This window comes from Pseudoblastomonas marina, assembly GCF_014641655.1.
Taxonomy (GTDB): domain Bacteria; phylum Pseudomonadota; class Alphaproteobacteria; order Sphingomonadales; family Sphingomonadaceae; genus Alteriqipengyuania_A; species Alteriqipengyuania_A marina.
Map to the genome: position 1 here is coordinate 1,513,900 of NZ_BMID01000001.1, position 23,244 is coordinate 1,537,143.

The 23,244-nt window shown below is 66.6% G+C and carries 24 protein-coding genes, 1 tRNA gene and 1 other RNA gene; 3 read left to right on the top strand and 23 right to left on the bottom strand.

Annotation, left to right across the window (positions count from 1 at the left end):
• Window positions 1-143: 143 nt before the first annotated feature.
• The 6 genes from rseP to pyrH all read right to left on the bottom strand — a co-directional run bounded on the left by rseP (window position 144) and on the right by pyrH (window position 5,199).
• The gene (gene rseP / locus IEW49_RS07315; RefSeq protein WP_229658124.1) at window positions 144-1,283 is read right to left on the bottom strand and encodes an RIP metalloprotease RseP; all 1,140 of its coding nucleotides are present in this window, start codon (window positions 1,281-1,283) and stop codon (window positions 144-146) included.
• A gap of 3 nt (window positions 1,284-1,286) precedes the next feature.
• The gene (gene dxr / locus IEW49_RS07320; RefSeq protein WP_188642056.1) at window positions 1,287-2,444 is read right to left on the bottom strand and encodes a 1-deoxy-D-xylulose-5-phosphate reductoisomerase; all 1,158 of its coding nucleotides are present in this window, start codon (window positions 2,442-2,444) and stop codon (window positions 1,287-1,289) included.
• Complete coding sequence (locus IEW49_RS07325; RefSeq protein ID WP_229658125.1) at window positions 2,441-3,130, bottom strand: phosphatidate cytidylyltransferase; 690 nt, start codon at window positions 3,128-3,130, stop codon at window positions 2,441-2,443. Before IEW49_RS07325 ends, dxr begins: the two co-directional genes overlap by 4 nt.
• Window positions 3,120-3,761, bottom strand: a complete 642-nt coding sequence (uppS, locus tag IEW49_RS07330) for a polyprenyl diphosphate synthase (protein ID WP_229658215.1) — start codon at window positions 3,759-3,761, stop codon at window positions 3,120-3,122. The genes IEW49_RS07325 and uppS overlap by 11 nt, the downstream gene beginning before the upstream one ends.
• Window positions 3,762-3,912: 151 nt before the next feature.
• Complete coding sequence (gene frr, locus IEW49_RS07335; RefSeq protein ID WP_188642058.1) at window positions 3,913-4,470, bottom strand: ribosome recycling factor; 558 nt, start codon at window positions 4,468-4,470, stop codon at window positions 3,913-3,915.
• Window positions 4,471-4,473: 3 nt separating this feature from the next.
• Window positions 4,474-5,199, bottom strand: a complete 726-nt coding sequence (gene pyrH / locus IEW49_RS07340; RefSeq protein ID WP_188642059.1) for a UMP kinase — start codon at window positions 5,197-5,199, stop codon at window positions 4,474-4,476.
• A gap of 148 nt (window positions 5,200-5,347) precedes the next feature.
• Here pyrH and IEW49_RS07345 point away from each other — a divergent pair, with 148 nt between their 5' ends.
• A complete protein-coding gene (locus IEW49_RS07345) occupies window positions 5,348-6,577 on the top strand; it encodes an MFS transporter (RefSeq protein ID WP_188642060.1) in 1,230 nt (409 codons plus the stop codon).
• Window positions 6,578-6,659: 82 nt separating this feature from the next.
• Here IEW49_RS07345 and tsf read toward each other — a convergent pair whose 3' ends face one another.
• Together tsf and rpsB are read right to left on the bottom strand one after the other, a co-directional pair.
• Window positions 6,660-7,583: a translation elongation factor Ts gene (gene tsf, locus IEW49_RS07350; RefSeq protein WP_188642061.1), complete on the bottom strand. Its 924-nt coding sequence runs from the start codon at window positions 7,581-7,583 to the stop codon at window positions 6,660-6,662.
• Between the two features lie 125 nt (window positions 7,584-7,708).
• Window positions 7,709-8,452 (bottom strand): 30S ribosomal protein S2, encoded by a 744-nt coding sequence (rpsB, locus tag IEW49_RS07355; RefSeq protein ID WP_188642062.1) that lies wholly within the window; start codon window positions 8,450-8,452, stop codon window positions 7,709-7,711.
• A gap of 353 nt (window positions 8,453-8,805) precedes the next feature.
• Between rpsB and IEW49_RS07360 the strand changes: the two genes are divergently transcribed.
• A complete protein-coding gene (locus IEW49_RS07360) occupies window positions 8,806-9,045 on the top strand; it encodes a hypothetical protein (RefSeq protein ID WP_188642063.1) in 240 nt (79 codons plus the stop codon).
• Here the strand turns inward: IEW49_RS07360 and pssA are convergent.
• The 7 genes from pssA to IEW49_RS07395 all read right to left on the bottom strand — a co-directional run bounded on the left by pssA (window position 8,987) and on the right by IEW49_RS07395 (window position 13,508).
• Window positions 8,987-9,775, bottom strand: coding sequence for a CDP-diacylglycerol--serine O-phosphatidyltransferase (gene pssA, locus IEW49_RS07365; RefSeq protein WP_188643139.1), 789 nt, complete (start codon window positions 9,773-9,775; stop codon window positions 8,987-8,989). The genes IEW49_RS07360 and pssA overlap by 59 nt on opposite strands.
• Before the next feature lie 28 nt (window positions 9,776-9,803).
• Window positions 9,804-10,553, bottom strand: coding sequence for a phosphatidylserine decarboxylase (locus tag IEW49_RS07370; protein ID WP_188642064.1), 750 nt, complete (start codon window positions 10,551-10,553; stop codon window positions 9,804-9,806).
• A gap of 100 nt (window positions 10,554-10,653) precedes the next feature.
• Entirely contained in the window at window positions 10,654-11,436 is a 783-nt protein-coding gene (locus IEW49_RS07375; protein WP_188642065.1) for a sulfite exporter TauE/SafE family protein, read from the bottom strand.
• A 6-nt stretch (window positions 11,437-11,442) separates the two neighbouring features.
• Window positions 11,443-11,859, bottom strand: coding sequence for a DUF6691 family protein (locus IEW49_RS07380; protein ID WP_188642066.1), 417 nt, complete (start codon window positions 11,857-11,859; stop codon window positions 11,443-11,445).
• Window positions 11,859-12,305, bottom strand: coding sequence for a YeeE/YedE family protein (locus IEW49_RS07385; RefSeq protein ID WP_188642067.1), 447 nt, complete (start codon window positions 12,303-12,305; stop codon window positions 11,859-11,861). The genes IEW49_RS07380 and IEW49_RS07385 overlap by 1 nt, the downstream gene beginning before the upstream one ends.
• Entirely contained in the window at window positions 12,302-13,228 is a 927-nt protein-coding gene (locus IEW49_RS07390; protein WP_188642068.1) for an MBL fold metallo-hydrolase, read from the bottom strand. Before IEW49_RS07390 ends, IEW49_RS07385 begins: the two co-directional genes overlap by 4 nt.
• A gap of 194 nt (window positions 13,229-13,422) precedes the next feature.
• Window positions 13,423-13,508 (bottom strand) — tRNA-Tyr (locus IEW49_RS07395).
• A 200-nt stretch (window positions 13,509-13,708) separates the two neighbouring features.
• Between IEW49_RS07395 and IEW49_RS07400 the strand changes: the two genes are divergently transcribed.
• Window positions 13,709-14,449, top strand: coding sequence for a TrmH family RNA methyltransferase (locus IEW49_RS07400; protein WP_188643140.1), 741 nt, complete (start codon window positions 13,709-13,711; stop codon window positions 14,447-14,449).
• A 70-nt stretch (window positions 14,450-14,519) separates the two neighbouring features.
• Here the strand turns inward: IEW49_RS07400 and IEW49_RS07405 are convergent, their stop codons facing one another.
• The 8 genes from IEW49_RS07405 to hrpB form a co-directional block, all read right to left on the bottom strand.
• Window positions 14,520-14,792: an HU family DNA-binding protein gene (locus tag IEW49_RS07405; RefSeq protein WP_188642069.1), complete on the bottom strand. Its 273-nt coding sequence runs from the start codon at window positions 14,790-14,792 to the stop codon at window positions 14,520-14,522.
• 159 nt (window positions 14,793-14,951) lie between these two features.
• Window positions 14,952-17,342 carry an endopeptidase La gene (gene lon / locus IEW49_RS07410; RefSeq protein ID WP_188642070.1) on the bottom strand — a complete coding sequence of 797 codons (2,391 nt, stop codon included), beginning with the start codon at window positions 17,340-17,342 and terminating at the stop codon, window positions 14,952-14,954.
• Between the two features lie 227 nt (window positions 17,343-17,569).
• Window positions 17,570-17,995 (bottom strand): hypothetical protein, encoded by a 426-nt coding sequence (locus tag IEW49_RS07415; protein ID WP_188642071.1) that lies wholly within the window; start codon window positions 17,993-17,995, stop codon window positions 17,570-17,572.
• A gap of 79 nt (window positions 17,996-18,074) precedes the next feature.
• Window positions 18,075-18,413, bottom strand: a complete 339-nt coding sequence (locus IEW49_RS07420) for a YbaB/EbfC family nucleoid-associated protein (protein WP_188642072.1) — start codon at window positions 18,411-18,413, stop codon at window positions 18,075-18,077.
• A gap of 4 nt (window positions 18,414-18,417) precedes the next feature.
• Window positions 18,418-20,250, bottom strand: coding sequence for a DNA polymerase III subunit gamma/tau (locus IEW49_RS07425; protein WP_229658127.1), 1,833 nt, complete (start codon window positions 20,248-20,250; stop codon window positions 18,418-18,420).
• A gap of 64 nt (window positions 20,251-20,314) precedes the next feature.
• Window positions 20,315-20,409, bottom strand: an RNA gene (gene ffs, locus IEW49_RS07430) — signal recognition particle sRNA small type.
• Window positions 20,410-20,451: 42 nt separating this feature from the next.
• Complete coding sequence (locus tag IEW49_RS07435) at window positions 20,452-20,730, bottom strand: ETC complex I subunit (RefSeq protein ID WP_188642073.1); 279 nt, start codon at window positions 20,728-20,730, stop codon at window positions 20,452-20,454.
• A 14-nt stretch (window positions 20,731-20,744) separates the two neighbouring features.
• Window positions 20,745-23,177, bottom strand: coding sequence for an ATP-dependent helicase HrpB (gene hrpB / locus IEW49_RS07440; protein ID WP_188642074.1), 2,433 nt, complete (start codon window positions 23,175-23,177; stop codon window positions 20,745-20,747).
• Between the last annotated feature and the right edge of the window lie 67 nt (window positions 23,178-23,244).

Genomic DNA, 23,244 nt, shown 5'->3' on the forward strand with positions numbered 1-23,244 from the left:
CGCCGACGCCCCGGGCCGGCCAGTAAAGTCGCGCGTTGTTGCCGACGGGCCCAACGCACCCGTCGCCCCTTGCCCGAAGCGTGTGAGAGTATCAAGTTCGCGTCGCATCTGCGGCGCAGGCCCTCCCCGAATTTCCGCCCCGATCAACCGCCGAAGATCGGCAGCGAGGCGATATCGTTCACCGTGACGAACAGCATCAGCGCGAGCACGAAGGCTAGACCGGTGCGGAACGCCCACTCCTGACCGCGGGGACCGATGGGTTTCCGACGGACCGCTTCGGCCGCGTAGAAAGCCAGGTGCCCGCCATCGAGGGTCGGGATTGGCAGGAGGTTGATGAATGCCAAGTTAAGCGAGATCAGGGCGATGAAATTGACGAAGGCGAGCGCTCCGAGGGTCATTTGCTCGCCCGAATACTTGGCGATCTTGATCGGCCCGCCGAGTTCCTTGACCGAGCGCGTCCCGCTCACGATCTGGCCGATCCCGGTGATCATCATGTCGACGATCAGCACGCTCTGGCGCCCTGCCATGCCGATCGCCTCGATCGGACCGACGGGAACGAATTCGGGCGGGCTCGGCTCGGCCATGATCCCGATCAGGCCGATATCGCTCTTGTTGCCGAACTCGTCGGTGATGCTTTCGCGCCGCGTGGTGACGGGGATGCCGACCCGCTCGCCATCGCGCATGACATGGACCGTGATCTCGGTCCCGGGGCGATAGAAGATTTCGCGCTGCACCTCGCGATAGGTCTCGGTCTCGACATCGTCGACCGCGACCACCCGGTCCCCGATCCGGATCCCGGCATCGCGCGCGGGCGATTGCTCGGCATAGCCGGTGACGACGCTCTCGTTCTCGACGTCGCCGGGCACCGGCTTGCCGTAAATCATGAAGAACGCCGCGAAGATCAGCACTGCGACCAGCAGGTTTGTGACCGGGCCCGCGAGCACGATCAGGCTGCGCTGCCACAGCGGCTTCAAATGAAACTGCTCGCTGCGCGCTTCGGGAGCGACAGCATCGAGCGCATCCTTGTCCGGAATGCTCGCCGGGTTCATGTCGCCTGCGAACTGGACGTAGCCGCCCAGCGGGAGCGCGGAGAGCTTCCAGCGCGTGCCGCGGCGGTCGGTCCAGCCGGTCAATTCCCTGCCGAAACCGATCGAGAAGGCCTCGGCCTTCACCCCGAACCAGCGACCGACGAGGTAATGACCCAGTTCGTGCACCAGCACGAGCGGGCCGAGCACCAGCGCGAAGGCGAGGATGTAGATCAGGAGGTTGGGGCTATCGAACACGGATCAAAGGCTTTCCAGTACGGCACGGGCGGTGGCACGCGCGCTTTCGTCCAGCATCGTAACGTCGTCGAGCGAGTTCGGTGCCGGATCGTCCTGGTGCCGTTCTAGCACGACCTCATTAACACAAACGATATCGGTGAACTTGCAGCTCCCGTCGAGGAACCGCGCCACCGCGACCTCGTTGGCGGCATTGAGCACGCAGGGTGCGCCCCCACCTGCCTGCGCCGCCTCGCGCGCGACCCGGGTGGCGGGGAAGCGCTCCTCGTCGGGAGCCTCGAAGGTGAGCGTGCCGAGCGCGGGCAGATCGAGCGGCTCCATCGGCGTGTCCATCCGGTCGGGCCATGCGAGCGCGCTGGCGATCGGGACGCGCATGTCCGAAGGGCCGAGCTGAGCCAGCGTCGAGCCGTCGCGATATTCGACCATCGAATGGATCACGCTTTGCGGATGGACCACGATATCGAGCCGGTCGAGACCAACCGGGAACAGGTGGTGCGCCTCGATCAGTTCGAGGCCCTTGTTCATCATCGTCGCCGAATCGACGCTGATCTTGGCGCCCATATCCCAATTGGGATGCGCGACCGCCTGCGCCGGAGTCGCGGCCTCGAGCTCGGCCTGGCTCCAGCCGCGCAACGGGCCGCCGCTGGCGGTCAGGGTAATGCGACGGACGTCCTCGATGCGGTTGCCCTGGAGGCACTGGAAGATCGCATTATGTTCCGAATCGACCGGCAGCAGCGTCGCGCCGTGGCTCCGGACGGCGGCGGTCATGACGCCGCCCGCCGAGACCAGCGCTTCCTTGTTCGCCAGCGCGACCGCCCCGCCCCGTTCGATCGCCGCCATGGTCGGCCTGAGGCCCGCGCAGCCGACGATCGCCGCGACCGTGACGTCCGCTGGGCGCGCCGCGGCCTCGACCAGCGCGGAGGTGCCGCCGGCCGCCTGGATGCCGCTATCGCCGAGCGCGTCGCGCAGGTCCGAAAGGCAGCTCTCGTCTCCGACCACGGCGATCTCGGCGCCGAACTCCCGCGCCAGCTTGGCCAGTTCGGCCGCGCTGCAATTGGCAGTCAGCGCGACGACCCGCCAGCCGGCGCGGTTGCGCCGCACGAGGTCGAGCGTCGAGGATCCGACCGAGCCGGTCGCGCCGAGAATGGAAATCGAACGGGTCATGGGTGGGCGGCCCACAGAAAATACGAGGCGATGGCAACCGGCAGCATGCCGTCGATACGGTCGAACACACCGCCATGGCCCGGGATGAGGCGCGAGGAATCCTTCACTCCTGCGCGCCGCTTGAGCCAACTTTCGAAGAAGTCGCCCGCCTGCGCGAGCACTGCGAGCGCGGCGCCGATCGCGAAGGCGATGAACAACATCGACCGCAGCTCGAATTCGCCGGTATTGTAGACGAATGCGCAGGCCGCAACGAGCCCCGCCGCGATAGCTCCGCCGACAAGGCCCGCCCAGGTCTTGGACGGGCTGATCCGGGGCGCGATCTTGGGGCCGCCGATCGTCCGCCCGCTGAAATAGGCCCCGGTATCGGTCGCGATCACCACCGCGATCACGCCGATCACCACCGCGACGGGCAGTATCGCGAGCGCGTAGCCGGCGAGCGCGATATAGGCCGCCCCCGCGAACACCGCTAGCGTGGCGGCAGGGCCCCGCCCCCATCCGCGCCGGACGAGGCGGCTGAATTCGAAGAAACACGCTCCCGCGACGAGCGCGACGAACACGTGCCACACGCTCCCTCCGGCCCACAGCGCGCCCGCCGCCAGCACGATCATCACCACTGCCGATGCGGCGCGCACCGGCAGGTCGCTGGTCTTCACCGCGCCGGGGACGGGTTCGCTCTCACCGGCCACCGAAACGGCGCTCCCGGTTGGCGAAGTCGTCGAGCGCGGCGCGAAGGTGATCGGGGGTGAAATCGGGCCACAGCGTGTCGACGAACATCATCTCGGCATAGGCCGCCTGCCACAGCAGGAAATTCGACAGGCGGACTTCGCCGCTGGTGCGGATCAGCAAGTCGAGATCGGGCAGCGCCGCGGTGTCGAGGTTTTTCGCGATACTCTCGGCGGTAATCTCCCCCGCGTCCGCAGCCGTGGCCGCGGCGCGCGCGATTTCCTGCTGCGAGCCGTAATTGAGTGCCACGGCAAGCGTGCGGGTGCCGTGCTTCGTGCGCTCGAGCGCATCCTCGAGCAATTCGACGATATCGGGCGCAAGTCCTTGCCAGTCGCCGATAATATGGAGCTTCACGTCGTTCTCGATGAACTCGGGCAAGTCCGATTTGATGAACTTCCGCATGAGGTTCATCAGGTCGTCGACCTCGTCCTCGGGGCGCTTCCAGTTCTCCGAGCTGAAGGCGTAGAGGGTCAGGCACTCGAGATCGATGTCCTTCACCGCGCGCACGATCGCGCGCACCGCCTCGACCCCGCGCTTGTGCCCCATCGCGCGCGGCAGGTGCTTGCGCTTGGCCCAGCGACCATTGCCGTCCATGATGATCGCGACGTGTCTGGCGCGGTTTGCGGTCAGGGAACGATACTCCACATCCGTTCGTGCCGAGCCGGTGGCGCCGTACGCCCTCTGCGACTGCGTAGCACGTTTGCGCGAACGCCCCGAGCCAAGCTCGGGACGAACCCGGAAAAGCTCACTGAGTGAGGATTTCCTTTTCCTTCTCCTCGGCGGCCTTGTCGGCCTCGGCGACATATTTGTCGGTCATTTCCTGGACCTCGGTCTCGAGACGCTTCTTGTCGTCCTCGCCGATTTCCTTCTTCTTCTCGTCGTCCTTGATGTTTTCCATCCCGTCGCGGCGGACGTTGCGGATCGCGATCCGCGCCTTCTCGGCATATTGCCCGGCGAGCTTGGCGAGCTCCTTGCGGCGCTCCTCGGTCAGGTCGGGGATCGGCAGACGCACGGTCTGGCCGTCGGTCTGCGGGTTGAGACCGAGCCCGGCCTTGGTGATGCCCTTTTCGACCGCCGAGACATTGGCCTTGTCCCACACCTGCACCGCGAGCATGCGCGGTTCGGGCGCATTGACCGTGGCAACCTGCTGGAGCGGCATCAGCGAACCGTAGACCTCGACCTGCACCGGATCGAGCAGCGAGATATTGGCGCGGCCCGTGCGCAGGCCCGAAAGGTCGCTCTTGAGCGCCTCGACCGCGCCTTTCATCCGGCGTTCGAGATCGGATTTGTCGTATTTGGCCATCGCTCAGCCTTCCTTTGTCTTGACTATGGTCTGCACGCCTTCGCCCGACAGGACCCGCGCCAGATTGCCCTTCTCGCGGATCGAGAAGACGACGATCGGGATGTCGTTGTCGCGGCAGAGCGCCACGGCCGAGGCATCCATCACCTTGAGATTGTCCGAGAGCACACGGTCGTAACTCACGGTTTCGAAACGTTTTGCGTCCGCGTTCTTCTTGGGATCGCTATCGTATACGCCGTCGACGCTGGTGCCCTTGAGCAGCGCGTCGCAGCGCATTTCGGCCGCGCGCAAGGCAGCCCCGCTGTCGGTGGTGAAATAGGGCGCGCCGACGCCGGCGGCGAAGATCACCACGCGGCCCTTTTCGAGATGCCGTTCGGCGCGACGGCGGATCACCGGTTCGCACACCTGGTCCATCTGCACCGCGCTCTGTACCCGGGTTTCGACGCCCAGCTGCTCGAGCGCATTCTGCATCGCGAGCGCGTTCATCACCGTCGCCAGCATGCCCATGTAATCGGCCTGCGCCCGGTCCATGCCCTGCGCCGCGCCCGCCATCCCGCGGAAGATATTGCCGCCGCCGATCACGAGGCAGATTTCGAGCCCGGTTTCCTTGGCGGTCTTCACCTCGCGCGCGAGCTCCTGCACGAAGCCGGGATCGATCCCGAACTCCTGCTCGCCCATCAGCACCTCGCCCGAGAGCTTCAGGAGGATGCGTTTGGCGGAGGTGAGCGGCATGGATGGTTTTTCCGTTTTCTGGCGGGCTTGCGGCTCCTTAGCCATGATTGACGGACACGCAAAGGGAAAGGGGGCGCTGTGAGCGCGAGAGGCCGAGGAGGCGCACTGCGCTGGCGAATGGCAGCGCTCGAGCCTATAGCGCGCGGCCATGATTGCCGCGTTCAACCAGGTCCGTACCTTCCTCCTTGCGATCTTCATGATCATGGCGGGCAGCGGTTTCCTGTCGACGCTGCTCGCAGTGAGGCTCGAGAACGACGGCACGGCGGCGCCGCTGATCGGCCTCGTCGGCACGGCCTATTTCGCGGGTCTGACGGTCGGATCGCTTCGGGTCGGCGGATTGATCGCACAGATCGGTCATATCCGCTCGATCGCGGCGTTCGTTTCGGTCTTCTCGGCGAGCAGCCTGTCCTATGCGCTGTGGCAGGACGTCGCTTTCTGGGCGGTGTTGCGCTTTATCGACGGCTTCGCGATCGCGGGGGTGTTCGTCTGCCTCGAAAGCTGGCTGAGCGAGCGCACCGACACACGCACCCGCAGCTCGGCGCTCGCAGCCTACATGGTGGCGCTCTATCTCGGCCAGGCGATGGGGCAGTTCCTGCTCAATATCGGCGAGGACGCCCCCGCCCTGCCCTTCATGTTTTCGGCCATCCTGCTGTCGTTGGCGCTGCTACCGGTGGTGCTGACGCGGGTCCCCCAGCCCGACATCGGCGAATTGCAGCCGCTCTCGGTCAAGCGCCTCTATGCCATTTCGCCGCTGGGGATGATCGGGACTGCGGCGACCGGACTGATGCTCGGCGCTTTTTATGCCCTTGCCGCGGTGTTCGTGCGGCGGATGGGGCTGAGCCTTGCCGACGTCGCCTTCTTCACCTCCTGTGCGATCGGCGGCGGGGTGCTGTTCCAGTGGCCGCTCGGCTTGCTGTCCGACCGGTTCGACAGGCGCAAGGTGATCGTGGCGATCTTTCTAGCCGCGGCGCTGGTCGCCAGCGCGATCGCGCTGGTCGGCGACCATCGCGGCCTGCTGTTCGTGCTCGGCAGCCTGTTCGGCGGTGTCGCTTTCGCGCTCTATCCGCTGTGCGTCGCGCATACCAACGACCATATCGAGGCGCATGAGCGCGTCGGGGCGAGCGGCGGCCTCGTCCTGCTCTATTCACTCGGCGCGGTGGCGGGACCTCTGGTCGGCTCGCTGGCGATGGCAGTGGCCGGACCGGCGGGCCTGTTCGGTGCGATCGGCGCGACCGCGCTGCTGGCGACCGGCTTCGGCCTGTGGCGCGTATATGCGGCCGATCCGGTTCCGAGCGAGGACCAGTCCGCCTTCCAGAGCATCCCGCGCACCAGCGCCGTGGCGCTGGGGGCGGAAGAAGAGAGCAGCGAGGGCCGGTAGGTTTACGCCGCCCGCTACGGCGCGAACGAAAACGGCCGCCGGATCGAAACCCGGCGGCCGCTCGATTCGGTTTCGGAAAGGATCAGCCCTTCATCGCGGCGGCGACTTCGGCGGCAAAATCCTCTTCCTTCTTCTCGATGCCTTCGCCCAGCTGGAAGCGGACATAGTCCTTGAGGACGATGTCCTTTCCGGCGTCCTTGCCGGCCTGCTTCACGACTTCGGCGACGGGCGTCTTGTTGTCCATCACGTAGATCTGGCTGAGCAGCGCGTTTTCCTTGGCGAATTTAGCGATCGCGCCGTCGACCATCTTTTCCTGCACCGCTTCGGGCTTGCCGCTTTCGGCAGCCTTTTCCTGCGCGATGGCGCGTTCACGCTCGATCACGTCCTGGTCGAGCCCTTCGGCGTTGAGCGCCTGGGGGAACGCCGCGGCAATGTGCATGGCGAGCGACTTGCCGAGCGGTTCGAGCACGTCGGCGCCGGCTTCGCTTTCCAGCGCCACGAGCACGCCGATCTTGCCGAGGTTCGGCGCGATCGCATTGTGCATGTAGGGCACGACGACGCCGTTCTCGACCGAGATCGTGCGCATGCGGCGGATCTGCTGGTTCTCGCCGATCGTCGCGACGTTGTTGGTCAGCGCATCGCCGACCGTGCCGCCACCGGGGTAATCGGCCTTGCGCAGCGCTTCGATGTCGTCGCTGTCGGACTGCAGCGCGACCTGCGTGGTCTTGTTGACGAAGTCCTGGAACTGGTCGTTCTTGGCGACGAAGTCGGTTTCCGAGTTGACCTCGACGGCCACGCCCTTGGTGCCTTCGACGGCGACGCCGACAAGGCCCTCGGCCGCGGTACGGCTCGACTTCTTCTGCGCGGCGGCAAGGCCCTTGGCGCGCAGCATGTCGACCGCGGCTTCCATGTCGCCATCGGTTTCGGTGAGCGCCTTCTTGCAATCCATCATGCCCGCGCCGGTCCGTTCGCGCAGGGCTTTCACGTCAGCGGCGGTATAGGCCATGAGGTGAATCCTTTATTAGCTGTGGTGTGAGGCGCCGGGGTCCTCTCGAAAGATCATCGAGTGATCGCCCGGCGCACTGGAATGTGTTTGTGACGCCGGCGTCACCCGGCGCCCGAAACGTTCGCTCAGGCGGTCGCTTCTTCGGCCGGCGGGTTCGCCATGTCGCCGGCGTCGGCGCCCTGCGAACCGCCCTTGCCCGCGCGCGCCGCTTCGGCGATCGCATCGCAATAGAGGCGGATGGCACGCGCCGCGTCGTCGTTGCCCGGGACGGGGAAGGCGATACCGGTCGGATCGGTGTTGGTGTCGAGCACCGCGACCACCGGGATGCCGAGCACGGCGGCTTCCTTGATCGCCAGGTCTTCCTTGTTCGCGTCGATCACGAACATGACGTCGGGCAGGCCGCCCATGTCGCGGATCCCGCCGAGCGAAAGCTCGAGCTTGTCGCGCTCGCGCGTCAGCTGGAGGATTTCCTTCTTGGTCAGGCCGCTCATCTCGCCGCCGAGCTGCTCGTCGAGCGCCTTGAGGCGCTTGATCGACTGGCTGATCGTCTTCCAGTTGGTCAGCATGCCGCCGAGCCAGCGGTGGTTGACGAAGTGCTGGCCCGAGGAGAGCGCCGCTTCGCGGATCGCGTCCTGCGCCTGGCGCTTGGTGCCGACGAACAGCACCTTGCCGCCCGCGCGGGCGGTCTGCTCGACGAAATCGAGCGCGCGCGCGAACAGCGGAACGGTCTGCGACAGGTCGATGATGTGGATGCCGTTGCGCGCGCCGAAGATGTACGGCTTCATGCGCGGGTTCCAGCGGTGGGTCTGGTGGCCGAAGTGCGAGCCGGCCTCGATCAATTGCTGCATCGTGACGGTGGGAGCCGCCATAGGGAATTCCTTTCCGGTTGTGCCTCTGGGAAGCTGGAACCCGAGCGGTTGGCCCGCGGCGAGCACCGGTATGTCAGCGCTTCCCATGTGGATTTTCCGCCGATCGCCGGATGCGGAATGCACCCGATTCATCTGCGGATGCGCGCCCTTAGCGGGGATGGGACACGATTTCCAGCCCGAATTTCGTCGCAAACCCGATTCGCCTGGCCGCGATTTCGGTTGACAGAACAGGAACAGTTATGGAACAAAAAGGAAACTGATGGAACAGATTGCGGAACTGCCGACCATCCGGCGCCGTTTTCGATCCGTAACATGCCGGGAATAACCCCGCTTCAAGCGTAGGAAATCCAGAGATGACCTCCATTCTGATCACCGCCGTGATTGCCGCCGCCGCTTCCTTCGCGCTCTACATGTTGGTTCGCGATACCGGCTACCTGGTGGCGAAACATGGCGAATGGCAGGGGAAGCTCGCCCGGATCGACCGCGATTCGCTGCGTGATCCCGCCGCCTTCACCTTGCGCGCGCCGTGCGATGCTAAGCGGGGTGTTCCGGCGCGTCCTTCGTCGCCGCGGCCTCTGCGCGCTGCCGCCTGATCCGGCGATAGCGCAGGATGCTGTACGGCACCGTCGCGAGATAACCGATACTGATCACCGACAGTGCGATCCACGGCTCGAGGATCAGCGCGGCAACCACCAGCCCCGTCAGCAGCAATAGTTCGAGCCGGATGCTCCGGCGCGGCCGCAGCGAGGTCCAGCTGAGCGTGGCGGTATTCGAGATCATCAGGAACGCGATCACCACCAGCCAGATCGCGACGAACACCGGCTCGCGCAGGACCGGATTGTCGGTCTCGAGCCACAGATACATCGGCAGGAAGGCGACCCCTGCCCCTACCGGCGCAGGCACCCCGGTCAGGAAGCCGGCGGATTTGTGGGGTTGTTCGTCGGTATCGATCTGCGCGTTGAAACGCGCCAGCCGCAAGGCGCAGGCGACCGCCACCGCGAGCGCGGCGAACCAGCCGATCCGCGGCAGGAACTGCAGCGACCACAGGTAGATGATCAGCGCCGGGGCGACTCCGAAGCTGAGCGAATCGGCCAGGCTGTCGAGTTCGGCCCCGAATTTGGACTGGGCATTGAGGAAACGCGCGGTGCGGCCGTCGAGCCCATCGAGGATCCCTGCAGCGAACACCAGCAGCACCGCCGCATCCCAATCCTGCATGATCGCGGCGCGGATCGCGGTCAGACCGAGACACATTGCCGCCGCGGTGATCGCATTGGGAATGAGCGTGCGCAGCGTCAGCCCGCGAACTTCGCGTCGACGCCCCATTCCCTGCGGCTTGCTCACGTCGACATCCTCACTGGGAGACACCCTCGATCAGCGGCTGCTGGCTCATCTCGGCGATCACGGTTTCGCCCGCGACCATCTTCTGCCCGAGCACCACGCGCGGTTGCGTATCGCGCGGGAGGTAGACGTCGACCCGGCTGCCGAAGCGGATCAGCCCGACGCGCTGGCCCGCTGCGACGGTGTCGCCCGGCTTCACGAACGGCACGATCCGGCGTGCCACGAGGCCGGCAATCTGGGTGAAGCCCACGCGCCGGCCGTCGGCGCGTTCGACGAGGATGTGCTGGCGTTCGTTCTCTTCGCTCGCCTTGTCGAGATCGGCGTTGAGGAACTTGCCGGGGACATAGATCACCCGCTTGATCGTCCCCGCCATCGGCGAGCGATTGATGTGGACGTCGAACACGCTCATGAAAATCGAGACGCGGGTCACCGGCTCTTCGCCGAGCCCTTCGCCGCCCTGCCCGTCATCGCTCACCAGCTCGGCGGGCGGCGGGACCTGTTCGATCAGCGTGACGAGGCCGTCGGCCGGTGCGACGATGTTGTCCTCGCCCTGCGGGGTGACGCGAACCGGATCGCGGAAGAAGGCGAGCACGCCCAGCGACAGGAAGGCGAGCGGCCAGGCCAGGGTTTCCCAAGCGAGGAAGGCGAATACGAGGCTCAGCCCAAACACGGCGAGGCCGTATTTGCGGCCTTCGGGATGGATCGCGGGCCAGCTCCAGCCGGCTTCGCCATTCCCGCGGTTATCGACGATCTGTGATGACATGGTCATGGCCTTTAAGAGCGCATGGGCCGCACCACAAGTTCCCGCGCGATGCAGTCCCGAAGCGACACCGTCCCGCTGTGCGACAATCGCTCGCCTATCGCTAGACGCCGAGCGCGGAGGCGCTCTGCCATAGCATATAGGCCGCCACGACGAAGATCAGCCCGGCAAACACCGTCTTGAGGTGCCCGCCACCCGAAAGCCGACGCGCGGCGAGCGTGCCGAGGAAGCTTCCGAGCACGCCGCCGACGATGAAGACCAGCGCCAGCTCCCAGTTCACGAGCCCCGAAAAAGCGTAGTTGGCCGCCGTCGTCAGCCCGAACGCGGTCACCGCGACGAGGCTGGTGCCGACCGCTGCGATCATCGGCATCCGCGTCGCGGCGATCAGTCCAGGGACGATAAGGAATCCGCCGCCGATCCCGAAGAACCCGCTGACGACCCCGGCGCCGAGCCCGTAGCCGATCACCTTCGGCGCATTTGCGCGGGTCAGGTCCGCGCCCGTCTCGCCCGCGTCCTTGCGCGAGCGCAGCATCAACGCACCGACCACGATCATCAGGATCGCGAACAGGAACAGGAGGCCCTGCCCGTCGAAGTTCTTGCCCGCGGTCGAACCGCCGAATGCACCGAGGATCCCGGCCCCCGCGAACAGCAGTCCTGCCTTCCAGCGGACATTGGCGACGCGGGCGTGCTGGAGCAGGCCGGTCGCCGCATTGGCGGCGACCGCCAGCGCACTCGTCCCGATCGCGACATGCGGCTGCGAGACCCCGACGAGGTAGACCATCAACGGCACGGCGAGGATCGATCCGCCCCCGCCGACCAGGCCGAGCGAAAAGCCGACCAGCCCGCCCGACAGCGCGCCGAGCACCCATTGCATCGTATCGAGCATCGGCGCCTAGGCCCGCTTGCGATCGAGGAGCGCGAACACGGCCATCCCGGCAAGCATCGCCGCAACGAAGATCAGCGCTGGCCGGAAGGCGGTGCCGAGCGATGCGATCGCCGGCCCTGGACACAGGCCGGCGAGGCCCCAGCCAATCCCGAACAGCGCGGCTCCGCCGAGCAGGCGGCGATCGATCGCCCGGGTTCCGGGCAGGTGGAATTCGGCCTCCGCGATCGGCGCCGCCATTCGCGCCTGGACGAACCATGCGAGCGCCATCACCAGCATCGCCCCGCCCATCACGAAGGCGAGCGTCGGGTCCCATTCGCCGAACAGGTCGAGGAAGCCCCGCACGCGCGAGGGGTTCATCATGCCCGAGAGCGCGAGACCGAAGCCGAAAATCGCTCCGGACAGGAGAGCAAGAAATGCACGCATCACCATGCTCCTCCCGCAGCGTTGACGATCGCGACGGTCGCGAATCCGGTCGCCATGAAAGTCAGCGTCGCGACGATCGAGCGCTTGGACAGGCGCGACATGCCGCACACGCCGTGGCCGCTGGTGCAGCCGCTGCCGAGCCGCGTACCGAATCCGACCACGAGCCCGCCCGCGACCAGCCAGCCCCAGCCGGGCGGGAAATCCGCCTCGACCGGGCCGACCGTTTGGGCGAACACCACTGAGCCGACGACAAGTCCGACGACGAACAGCGCTGCCACCAGCCAGGGCGTACCCGAGCGGTTGAGGAGGACGGCGCGCGAAAGCATGCCGGACACGCCGGCGATGCGGCCGGTGCCCAGCAGCATGACGAGCGCCGCGAGGCCGATCAGCAGCCCACCCACGAACCCTTCGAGCGGGGCGGCTTCGGGAAAACCGGGCAGCATCATACCGCGTTCACCGGAATCTTGATGTAGCTCACGCCGTTCTCCTCCGGATCGGGCAGGCGACCGCCCCTGATATTGACCTGCACGCTGGGCAGGATCAGCTTGGGCATCGCCAGCGTGCTGTCGCGCTCGGTGCGCATGGCGACGAATTCCTCTTCGGTGGTGCCGTCCTTCACATGCACGTTCTCGTCGCGCTGCTGGCCGACGGTGGTCTCCCACGCATAGTCGTCACGCCCCGGTGCCTTGTAGTCGTGGCACAGGAATATCCGCGTTTCGCGGGGGAGCTCGAGCAGGCGCCGGATCGAGCGGAACAGCTGCGCCGCATCGCCCCCGGGAAAATCGGTTCGCGCGGTGCCGAAATCGGGCATGAAGATCGTGTCGCCGACGAACGCCGCATCGCCGACGATGAAGGCCATGTCGGCCGGGGTGTGGCCGGGCACATGCAAGGCGATCCCCTCGAGCTCGCCGATCGCGAAGGTGTCGCCATCGTCGAACAGGCGATCGAACTGCGATCCGTCGCGTTCGAAATCGGATCCGGCGTTGAATATCTTGCCGAACACGTCCTGCACCCGGATGATCTCACGCCCAATCGCAAGCTTCCCGCCGAGCTTGTCCTGCAGGTAGGGCGCAGCGGAAAGGTGATCGGCATGGGCGTGGGTTTCGATCAGCCAGGTGACCGACAGCCCGTTCTGTTCGATATATTCGACGATCCGGTCGGCCGAGCCGTTCGAGGTCCGGCCGGAGGCCGCCTCGTAATCGAGCACCGAATCTATCACCGCCGCCTCGCGCGTGGCGGGATCGTGCACGACGTAGCTGATCGTGTTGGTCGCCTCGTCGAAAAACCCCGCAATCGTGGGGCGTTTGCTCTTTTCGGCCCGCGCGCGCTCGATCTGTTCGGCGGCGGCGGCCAGCGCTGTGTCTGCCATGGTCATTGCTCCTCTGCCGATGATATAATGTATCATTAGAAGAAGTCCAATCGGTGGTGCCGATCAGTGAGATTTTCATGGACACAGCGCCAAATCGATGCGTCGGTCAAGGCCCGTCACGCCCGCTTCGCGTGCATGTCGCGCAGGTGCCGCGCTCTTGGCGGTCGTCTTTCGATGTCAGTCTGGTGTACCGGTGGTGGACAGGGCTGGATTCGAACCAGCGTACGCTTGCGCGGGCAGATTTACAGTCTGCTGCCTTTAACCACTCGGCCACCTGTCCATACCGGTGTCGGAAGCGGGCGGACCCGCTGGTTCGGCAAGCTCCGGAGAGCCTCGCGCGACCGAGAGGCGCCCCATTGGCGAAGCCGCGCTTGCCTGTCAATGGGCTCGCTGGCAGGGACCGCCGCATAACGACAGGCAAGGAACGATATCGTGGGCAAGAAGGGCAAGGAACGAGTGCTGCGCGGACGCGCCGGGCGGATGAAGGGCGGTCGCGGCAGCGGGCGCGCGGGCAAGGGTGCGGTGCGGCTTTGGGGGCGGCACGCGGTCGAGGCCGCGCTGAAGAACCCGGCGCGCCAGCATCGCAAGCTGTGGGCGACGCACGAGGCGATCGAGGCGCTCGACGGCGAACTCCCGCACGACTTCCCGATCGAATATGCCGACAATCCCGATCTCGACCGGTTGGTGTCGCGCGATGCGCCGCACCAGGGGATCGTGCTCGATTGCGAACCGCTCGAGACGGTGTTCCTCGAAGATGTGCTACACGGAGATCCCTCTCGCCCGCTGGTGGTGCTCGACCAGGTCACCGACCCGCACAACGTCGGCGCGATCCTGCGTTCGGCGGCCGCGTTCGACGCTTGCGCGATCCTCACCCAGGACCGCCACTCCCCGCCCGAGGGCGGCGCGCTGGCGAAGGCCGCCTCGGGCGCGCTCGAAACGGTGCCGTGGGTCCGCGCGGTCAACCTCGCGCGCGCGCTCGACCAGGTCGCGGACGCCGGGTACTGGCGACTCGGCCTCGCGGGCGAAGCCGAGGCGACGCTCGGCGAAGCGCTCCCCGCAGGCCCCGTGGCGATCGTGCTTGGCGCCGAAGGCCCGGGCATGCGGCACAACATTGCCGAACATTGCGACGCGCTCGCTCGCCTGCCGATCAGCGAGACGATGGAAAGCCTCAACGTGTCGAACGCCGCCGCGGTCTCGCTTTACGCCATCGCTGCGCGCTGAAATCACGCGCCCATGAAAAAGGCCCCGCCGGATCGCTCCGGCGGGGCCTCTCAGTTCGCTGGAACGCGTCTTAGTTGACGGCGTCCTTGAGGCCCTTGCCGGCCTTGAACTTCGGCTGGTTGGACGCCTTGATCTGCATCGTTTCGCCGGTGCGCGGGTTGCGCCCGGTCGAAGCCTTGCGATGCGCGACCGAGAAGGTCCCGAAACCGACGAGGCGAACTTCCTCGCCCTTGCCGAGCGAATCCTGGATCGCATCGAACACGCCCTCGACGGCTTTCCCCGCATCGCTGCGAGACAGGCCGGAATTGTCGGCGACGGTGCTGATCAGGTCATTCTTGTTCATGAAGCTCCCCCTAGAAGTTGGTTTGAATACGTACCCCGGTGGAATCACCGTGGGGCGAAGCCGCGAATTGAGACTTTTTTCGAAGCGCTGTCAAAGGTCAATTCGCCCGAAAACCGCCGAAATACAGCGAATAGTGCGATAAAGCGTTGCGCCGGGGTCTCAATGGGCGGTCGGAGGGGGCGTCACAGCGCCCGCGGGATAGAGCGGCTGGCTCGCGAGATCGTCGGCCTCGGTCCACTCGATCGCCTCGAGCGAATCGGTCAGCGCGCGGGCCAGCACCTCGTCGACATGCTTGACCGGCACGATTTCGATCCCGTCCTTGATGCGGTCGGGAATCTCGGCGAGATCCTTCTCGTTCTCCTCGGGGATCAACACGGTCTCGATCCCGCCGCGCAGCGCCGCGAGCAGCTTTTCCTTCAATCCGCCGATCGGCAGCACGCGGCCGCGCAGCGTGACCTCGCCGGTCATCGCGACCTCGGGACGCACCGGAATTCCAGTGAGCGTCGAGACGATCGAGGTGACCATCCCGATCCCCGCGCTCGGCCCGTCCTTGGGTACCGCGCCTTCGGGCAGGTGGATATGGATGTTCTTGCGCTGGAAGATCGACGGCTTGATGCCGTATGCCGGCGCGCGGGCCTTCACGAAGCTGAACGCCGCGGCGACGCTCTCGTTCATCACCTCGCCGAGCTTGCCGGTGGTCTTGATGTCGCCCTTGCCCGGCGTCGTGACGCTTTCGATCGTCAGCAATTCGCCGCCGACCTCGGTCCAGGCGAGACCCGTGACGGCGCCGACCTGCGCCTCGTCCTCGCTGCGCCCGTAGCGGAATTTGCGCACCCCGGCGAAGTCGCCGAGATTGTCCGCGGTGATGGTGACGCTGTCGGTTTCCTTTTCCAAGATCTTGCGCAGGCTCTTGCGTGCCAGCCGAGCGATCTCGCGTTCGAGCGTGCGGACGCCCGCCTCGCGCGTGTAGTGGCGGATCAGCGCGCGCAGGCCCTCTTCGGTGAGCTCGAATTCGCCCTCGGTCAGCCCGTGGTCCTCGATCTGCTTGGGCAGCAGGTGGCGCTGCGCGATCTCGACCTTCTCGTCCTCGGTATAGCCCTCGAGCCGGATGATCTCCATCCGGTCGAGCAGCGGCTGCGGCAGATTGAGGCTGTTCGCAGTGGTCACGAACATGACGTCCGAGAGGTCGATATCGAGCTCGAGATAGTGGTCCTGGAACTTCGCGTTCTGTTCGGGATCGAGCACTTCGAGCAGCGCCGAGGCCGGATCGCCGCGGAAATCCTGGCCGAGCTTGTCGATCTCGTCGAGCAGGAAGAGCGGGTTAGAGGTACCCGCCTTCTTCAGATTGGTGACGATCTTGCCCGGAAGCGAGCCGATATAGGTCCGGCGGTGACCGCGGATTTCGGCCTCGTCGCGCACGCCGCCCAGTGACTGGCGCACGAATTCGCGCCCCGTGGCCTTGGCGATCGACTTGCCGAGCGAGGTCTTGCCGACGCCGGGCGGGCCGACGAGGCACAGGATCGGACCCTTGAGCTTGTTGGTACGCGCCTGCACGGCGAGATACTCGATGATGCGGTCCTTGACCTTGGCAAGGCCGTAATGATCGGCATCGAGCACTTGCTGCGCTTCGCCGATATCCTGCTTGAGCTCGGACTTCGCGCCCCAGGGCAGGCCCAGCAGCACGTCGAGATAGTTGCGGATGACGGTCGCCTCGGCGCTCATCGGCTGCATGCTCTTGAGCTTCTTGAGCTCGGATTGCGCCTTGTCCTTGGCTTCCTTGGTCAGCTCGAGCGAGTCGATCTTTTCCTGCAGCTCGGCCAGCTCGTCGCCGTCCTCGCCCTCGCCGCCGAGCTCGTTCTGGATCGCCTTCAACTGCTCGTTGAGGTAATATTCGCGCTGGGTCTTCTCCATCTGCCGCTTCACGCGGCCGCGGATCTTCTTTTCGACCTGGAGCACGCCGAGTTCGGCCTCCATGAAGGAGAACACCATCTCGAGCCGCTTCATCGGGTCGATCTCGCTCAGGAGCGCCTGCTTGTCCGAGACTTTGATGTTGAGGTTCGCGCCGACCGCATCGGCGAGCAGCGAGGCATCGTCGATCTCGGCCAGGTCCTGCCCGGCATCGTCGGTCAGCTTCTTGTCGAGCTTGGCGTATTCGCCGAACTGCTCGATCACCTGCCGCATCATCGCGGCGACTTCGGTGCCGCCGGCCGACACGGTCTCGAGTTCCTCGACCGAGGCGACGATCCTGTCGCCATCGAGCCGGAGCGATTCGAGCCTGGCGCGCTCGCGTCCCTCGACCAGCACGCGCACGGTGCCGTCTGGCAGCTTGAGCATCTGCACCACCTCGGCGATCACGCCGACGGTGTAGAGATCGTCTTCGTCCGGATCGTCGCAGGCCGGATCGAGCTGCGCGAGGAGGTAGATTTCCTTGTCGTTCTCCATTGCCGCCTCGAGCGCGGCGACCGACTTGTCGCGGCCCACGAACAGCGGCACCACCATGCCGGGCAGGACGACGATGTCGCGCAGGGGGAGAAGAGGGAAGAGTTTCATGCTAGCCGTCCAGTATATCTAGGCGCGCTCTGGTTAGCGCGCCGTTTCACCGGAGATATGGGAAGCCCGCCGCCCGCCCGCAATGCCGAGTGCGCGCCTAGCTGTGGACCCGCGCCGACGGCGGGGCATGGACCGGGTGCTACACTGTCCAGGCGAAGGAATCCGCAAAGGCAATCGACGCGCGTTATGCAGCCAATCTGCACGAGCGCGCGCCGGTAGGAAAGCGACTAGCCGAAATCCCTGTTTTCGGCGGCCGCGCCGGGCCGATAGGCCTCGAAATAGGCGACGTATACGCTCCGGACGGCATTGCCAGCGGCATCGCGCGCCGGCGCAAAGCGGGCGTGTTCGACGATGCTGGGGCACAATTCCTTGCCATAGGCGGGGCCGCCCTGTTCGAGCGCCAGCGGCAGGCATTCGCCGACCGTGCCGTCGGCTTCGATCATCAGCCCGATCTTCATCGCCGGGCGCGCCTCGAAGCGGGAAAAGCCCGCGGTTTCACGCACGAACACGCGCTGGACTTCGGCGGGATTCTGCCATTCCGCCTCGATGGCAGGCGTCATCGGCTCCACGCGCACGTCGCTCTCGTCCTGCGCCACCACAGGCGCCGCGAGCAGTGCGATCGAAAGTGCAATCAGTCCGGATTCAAGGCGCATCGGCTTTCTCCCTCTTCGGTTTCCCGTCTCGACCCTGCGGCAAACCCTTGCGATCGCCCGATTAACCGGACGTGAGTCGCTACATCCCCGGCATTTTGAAGCCCGGAGGCAGGCCCATCCCGCCCTGGATCTTCTCCATCTCGGCGGCGCTGGCGGCGTCGGCCTTCTGGCGGGCGTCGTTGAACGCAGCGGCGACGAGGTCTTCGACCATCTGCTTTTCTTGCGGAGTCATCAGGCTCTCGTCGATCGTCACGCCGATCACGCGGCCCTTGGCCGAGCACTTGACCTTGACCATCCCGCCGCCGGCGACGCCCTCGACCTCGATCTCCTCGAGCTTGGCCTGCGCATCGCTCATCTGCTGCTGGATCTTCTGCGCCGCTTCCTGCGCGGCCTTCATCATCTCTTCCATCGACTGCATGGTATCAGGCTCTCTTGCTGAATGTGGTTTCGGTGCCAGAACCGTCGTCGACGATCTCGGCATCGGGGAATGCCGCCAAGGTGGCCTTTACCAGCGGCTGTTCAAGCGTTTCTCGACGATCCGCCTCCTGCGCGGCATCGGCGCGTTCCTTGAGGCTCGGCGCGGCCTCGCCCCAACTATCTTCGGCGCCCAGCTCGACCTGCCAGCGCTTGCCGGTGACGGTGAGCAGAGCGTCGCGCAGTTCGGGGCCGAGATCGCCCGAGAAACCCGGGGCGAGCGCATAGGTCAGCTTGCCGTCCTCGAGCGCGATCACCCGCACCCAGCCGCGCATGTTCTGCGCCGCGAGCAATTCGCCCGAGGCCTCGACCTGCGCGACCAGGTTTTCCCAGTCGGGTGCCGCGGGAGCCTGGGCGGTTGCGGCAGGGGCATCGGAGGAGGCCGGCGCGGCCTGCGGAGCCCCGCCGCCAATATTCGCACCGCCCTCGGCGATCATCTTCGCGAGCTCGCCCGGATCGGGCAGGTCGGCGGCGTGGAGCACGCGCAGCAAGGCCATCTGCGCGCTGGCGAGCGGATCGGGTGCGGCGCGCACTTCCTCGTAGCCCTTGAGCAGCAATTGCCACAGGCGATGGAGCTGGCCCGCGGGCACGCGCTCGGCATAGCCCGCAATCGCCGTGCGCTCTTCCTCGCTCGCGGCATTGGGCACGCGCCCGCCGACCTGCGCCACGGTGGCGCGGTGGGCGAAATTCATCACCGCGCGCAGCATGGCGAGCGGTTCGACCCCGAGCGCGAACTGGCGGTCGATCTCGTCGAGCAGCTTCTCGGCATCGGCCTCGAGCAGCGCGTCGAACAATGTCCGCGCCGCGCCGCGATCGGCCAAGCCGAGCATTTCACGCACCTGCGCCGCGGCGATCGTCCCCTCGCCCGCGAGGTCGGCATGCGCGATCGCTTGGTCGAGGATCGAGAGGCCGTCGCGCACCGATCCTTCGGCGGCGGCCGCGACCATGGCGAGCGCCTCGTCCTCGGCCCCGACCTGCTCGGCTTCGCACACCCGTGCGAAATGCTCCTTGAGCAATCCGGTCGGAATGCGCCGAAGGTCGAAGCGCTGGCAGCGCGACAGCACCGTGATCGGCACCTTGTCGACCTCGGTGGTCGCGAAGAGGAATTTGACGTGCGGCGGCGGCTCCTCGAGCGTCTTCAGCAACGCATTGAAAGCATTGCGTGAAAGCATGTGAACTTCGTCGATGATGTAGATCTTGTAGCGCGCCGAAACCGCAGCATAGCGCACCGCCTCGATAATCTCGCGCACGTCGTCGACGCCGGTATGCGAGGCGGCGTCCATCTCGATCACGTCGATATGCCGGCCTTCGGAAATCGCCACGCAGGGCTCGCACACGCCGCACGGATCGATCGTCGGCCCGCCCTCGCCATCGGGCCCGATGCAATTGAGCGCCTTGGCGATCAGCCGCGCGGTCGAAGTCTTCCCGACCCCGCGCACCCCGGTCATCAAAAAGGCGTGTGCCAGCCGGTCGCGCGCGATCGCATTGCCAAGGGTCTGGACCATCGCATCCTGCCCGATCAGCTCGGAAAAGGTCTGGGGCCGGTATTTGCGCGCGAGCACGCGATAGGGCTGCGCGTTGGCAGGTGGCGCCTTGGCGGGCGACGTTTCGGACTTGGTTTCGGTCGGGGCCGGCGCGGCAGGCGGCTCCTTCGCCACCGGCGGCGCCGGTTCGGGCCCGCCGAACATCGAGTTTTGCCCCGCCGCCTCGAGCTCGGCAGCGGTCGGCTTCGGCTCCTCTTCGGTGGGGAGCGCGGGTTCGTTCGGATCGGAATCGGTCACGCGCCAACGCTAGCGACTGGCGCGGGGCTTGTCGAAGCAGAGAATCGTCGATGTCGTGAAAAAATCAAAAGGAGCCGGGCGACCCGTCGCAATTCACCTGGGCTGCTTCCTTCCGGACCTGACCCGGTGAGCGAACGCAAACGTCCACCCGACTCCCAGCGCCCATATGGCGAGGGTCGGCGTAACTTTCAAGCGTTGCGCTTAGCGAAAATTGTCGGCGTAGGCCTGGATCTTGAGCGTCTTTTTGGGCGTCTGGTGGACGCGCGCAGCGATCCCGTGCTTGGCGGCGTATTCCTGCGCCGCTTCACAGGTGGGGAATTTGAGCACGACCTGCACCTGCGTGTCGCCGCTGCCGGTCCAGCCCATCAGCGGATCGGCACGGCGCGCCTCGGCGGGCCCGAATTCGAGCACCCACTGATCGGTCTGCGCCTTGCCCGATTGCATCGCGCTCTTGGGACGTTGGTAGATTCTCGCGGCCATGCGGCTCCCCTAATTCAGCCACCCGATTTTGCAAAGGCGTTCTTGGTCTTCAAACTCGGCTGTTCGGCCCACGGTTCCTCGGGCCAGCGGTGCTTGGGATAGCGGCCCTTCATGTCCTTGCGCACGTCGCTCCAGCTACCGCGCCAGAAGGCCGGCAGGTCGGCGGTCGATTGCAGCCGGCGCCCGGCCGGGCTGGTGAGCTTGATAAGCAGCGGCACCGCCGCCTCCCCACGCCCGATCACCGGGTGCGAATCGAGCCCGAATAGCGCCTGCACCCGCACCTCTGCACTCGGTCCTGCCGGATCGGCATAGTCGATCGCATGGGTGGTCCCCGCCGGGCTGGTGAATTGGCGCGGCGCGACCGAATCGAGCCGCTGGCGGTCGTCCCAATCGACGAGGCCGAGCGCGGCGTCGGCGAGACGCCCGGGCGCGATGGCGAGGTCGCGACGATTTTCGAGTAGCGGCGCGAGCCACTGGTCGCCGCTTTCGGCCAGTGCCTCGGGCGACAGCGCCTCGATCCCGGCATAGCGGGCGCGGGCCAGCAGGGTCGGCGGCAGGAGCTCGGCGATCGTCTCGCGCGCCTTTTCGAGCAGGAAGGCGGCGACCGCCTCTGCGTCGGGATTCGGATCGGGTTCGCTCGCCAGCGTGATCGCGCCGAGCCGGCGTTCGAGCTTCGCGCGGACCTTGCCTTCCTGCCAGGCTAGCGTCGAACGGCGATCGAATCGCTCGGGAAGCCATTGTTCGAGCGCTTCGAGCGTCAGCGTGGCCGCCGCCATGATCCGCGCTTCCTTGGCCCTCCCCTGCGCATCGCCGATCGCGAGCCAATCGGAGCGCGCGAGCGGGCTGGCGGGATCGAGCCGGTAGCCGCGCCCGCCTGCGCTGATCCAGTATTCGCCCGATTGATCGCGCCGCCGCGCGATGTTCTGCGGCAACCCGGCTGCGAGGATAATCCCGAGCGGGGGAGACGATGCCTGGGCCGGTTTGGCGAGTTTCCCGACGCGCTTCGCCCAGCCCTGCGCCAGCCGCCGATGCGCATCGGCCTTGCCGCCGCGCTGTCCGTTCCAGCGCGACAGGCGCTGCTCCAAATCCTCGCCCCGTCCGCCGAGCGTGCGATCCTGCAGCAGGGCGACCAGCTTCGCCGCGTCCTCGCCCACGCCGTGTTCCGCCCCGAACAGCAGCATCGCGCCGTGCTGCGGGCCCATCGGAAGCTGGGCGAGCGACCTGCCGCGCGGTGTTATGCCGCCCTCCGCTTCGAGCGCATCGAGCGCCATGAGCCGTTCGCGCGCGCTCGCCATCGCCGCTACCGGCGGCCGATCGAGCCAGGCGAGCTGGTCGGCGCTCGCGCCCCATTCGGCCAGACCCAGTGCGAGCGGGGCGAGATCGGCGGTCTCGACCTCGGGCGGATCGTAGGCCGGGCGACCGGCGTGCGCGGCAGCATTCCACAGGCGATAGGCAACGCCGGGGCCCTGCCGCGCGGCACGGCCCGCGCGCTGATCGGCGCTGGCGCGGCTTGCCTGCACGGTCACCAGCCGCGTGGTGCCCGCGGCCGGATCGAACTCAGCACGGCGCGAGAGCCCTGCATCGACCACGACCGAAACCCCGTCGAGCGTGACCGAGCTTTCGGCGATCGCGCTCGCCAGCACGATCCTGCGCCGGCCGTCGGGATCGCGCCGGATCGCCCCGCGCTGCCCCGCCGGATCGACCTGTCCGTGCAACGGCAGCACCGGCACGTCCGGAAGGCGCCTTTCGAGCCGTTCGCGGGTGCGTTCGATCTCGCCGAATCCTGGCAGGAAGGCGAGCAGGTCGCCCTCCTCGGCCTTCCACGCGGTCGCCACCGCATCGGCCATCGCGTCCTCGATCCGCAGCTCGGGCTTCGCGCCGAGCCATTCGATCCGCAGCGGATGCGCGCGGCCCTCGCTCTCGACCACCGGGGCATCGCCCATCAGCGCCGCGAAGCGGGCCCCGTCGATCGTCGCCGACATCACGACGATCCGCAGGTCCTCGCGCAGCGCGCCCTGGCTCTCGAGCGCGAGCGCCAGGCCGAAATCGCTGTCGAGATGGCGTTCGTGCGCCTCGTCGAACAGCACCGCAGAAACGCCCGCAAGCTCGGGATCATCGCGGATCGTGGCGACGAAGATCGCCTCGGTCATCACCAGCACGCGGGTGTTCGCCGAGCGCCTCGTGTCGAGCCGGGTGAGATAGCCGATCGTTTCGCCCGGTTTCTCGCCGCGCAATTCGGCCATCCGCTCGGCCGCTGCGCGCGCGGCCACCCGCCGCGGGCTCAAGAGAATCACCGTGCCCTCGCACCAGTCCTCATCGAGCAGCGCGGGGGCGACACTGGTGGTCTTGCCCGCCCCAGGTGGCGCGACGAGCACCGCCGACGACCGCGCGCGCAAATGCGCGAGCAGATCGGGCAGGACGTCGTGGATGGGGAGGTCTGCGCTCATTTCCAGCGGGTTCTTACATAGTCCTCGCAGGGATTCACAAACCCCGTGCATGTCCCTAGGGTCGCTG

Bases quoted from the DNA above. Each gene is read 5' to 3' on its own strand.
- dxr (WP_188642056.1), bottom strand. From the start codon at position 2,444: ATGACCCGTTCGATTTCCATTCTCGGCGCGACCGGCTCGGTCGGATCC.
- uppS (WP_229658215.1), bottom strand. From the start codon at position 3,761: ATGGACGGCAATGGTCGCTGGGCCAAGCGCAAGCACCTGCCGCGCGCG.
- frr (WP_188642058.1), bottom strand. From the start codon at position 4,470: ATGGCCAAATACGACAAATCCGATCTCGAACGCCGGATGAAAGGCGCG.
- pyrH (WP_188642059.1), bottom strand. From the start codon at position 5,199: ATGCCGCTCACCTCCGCCAAACGCATCCTCCTGAAGCTCTCGGGCGAG.
- IEW49_RS07345 (WP_188642060.1), top strand. From the start codon at position 5,348: ATGATTGCCGCGTTCAACCAGGTCCGTACCTTCCTCCTTGCGATCTTC.
- tsf (WP_188642061.1), bottom strand. From the start codon at position 7,583: ATGGCCTATACCGCCGCTGACGTGAAAGCCCTGCGCGAACGGACCGGC.
- rpsB (WP_188642062.1), bottom strand. From the start codon at position 8,452: ATGGCGGCTCCCACCGTCACGATGCAGCAATTGATCGAGGCCGGCTCG.
- IEW49_RS07360 (WP_188642063.1), top strand. From the start codon at position 8,806: ATGACCTCCATTCTGATCACCGCCGTGATTGCCGCCGCCGCTTCCTTC.
- pssA (WP_188643139.1), bottom strand. From the start codon at position 9,775: ATGGGGCGTCGACGCGAAGTTCGCGGGCTGACGCTGCGCACGCTCATT.
- IEW49_RS07370 (WP_188642064.1), bottom strand. From the start codon at position 10,553: ATGTCATCACAGATCGTCGATAACCGCGGGAATGGCGAAGCCGGCTGG.
- IEW49_RS07375 (WP_188642065.1), bottom strand. From the start codon at position 11,436: ATGCTCGATACGATGCAATGGGTGCTCGGCGCGCTGTCGGGCGGGCTG.
- IEW49_RS07380 (WP_188642066.1), bottom strand. From the start codon at position 11,859: ATGCGTGCATTTCTTGCTCTCCTGTCCGGAGCGATTTTCGGCTTCGGT.
- IEW49_RS07385 (WP_188642067.1), bottom strand. From the start codon at position 12,305: ATGATGCTGCCCGGTTTTCCCGAAGCCGCCCCGCTCGAAGGGTTCGTG.
- IEW49_RS07390 (WP_188642068.1), bottom strand. From the start codon at position 13,228: ATGGCAGACACAGCGCTGGCCGCCGCCGCCGAACAGATCGAGCGCGCG.
- IEW49_RS07400 (WP_188643140.1), top strand. From the start codon at position 13,709: ATGAAGGGCGGTCGCGGCAGCGGGCGCGCGGGCAAGGGTGCGGTGCGG.
- IEW49_RS07405 (WP_188642069.1), bottom strand. From the start codon at position 14,792: ATGAACAAGAATGACCTGATCAGCACCGTCGCCGACAATTCCGGCCTG.
- lon (WP_188642070.1), bottom strand. From the start codon at position 17,342: ATGAAACTCTTCCCTCTTCTCCCCCTGCGCGACATCGTCGTCCTGCCC.
- IEW49_RS07415 (WP_188642071.1), bottom strand. From the start codon at position 17,995: ATGCGCCTTGAATCCGGACTGATTGCACTTTCGATCGCACTGCTCGCG.
- IEW49_RS07420 (WP_188642072.1), bottom strand. From the start codon at position 18,413: ATGCAGTCGATGGAAGAGATGATGAAGGCCGCGCAGGAAGCGGCGCAG.
- IEW49_RS07435 (WP_188642073.1), bottom strand. From the start codon at position 20,730: ATGGCCGCGAGAATCTACCAACGTCCCAAGAGCGCGATGCAATCGGGC.
- hrpB (WP_188642074.1), bottom strand. From the start codon at position 23,177: ATGAGCGCAGACCTCCCCATCCACGACGTCCTGCCCGATCTGCTCGCG.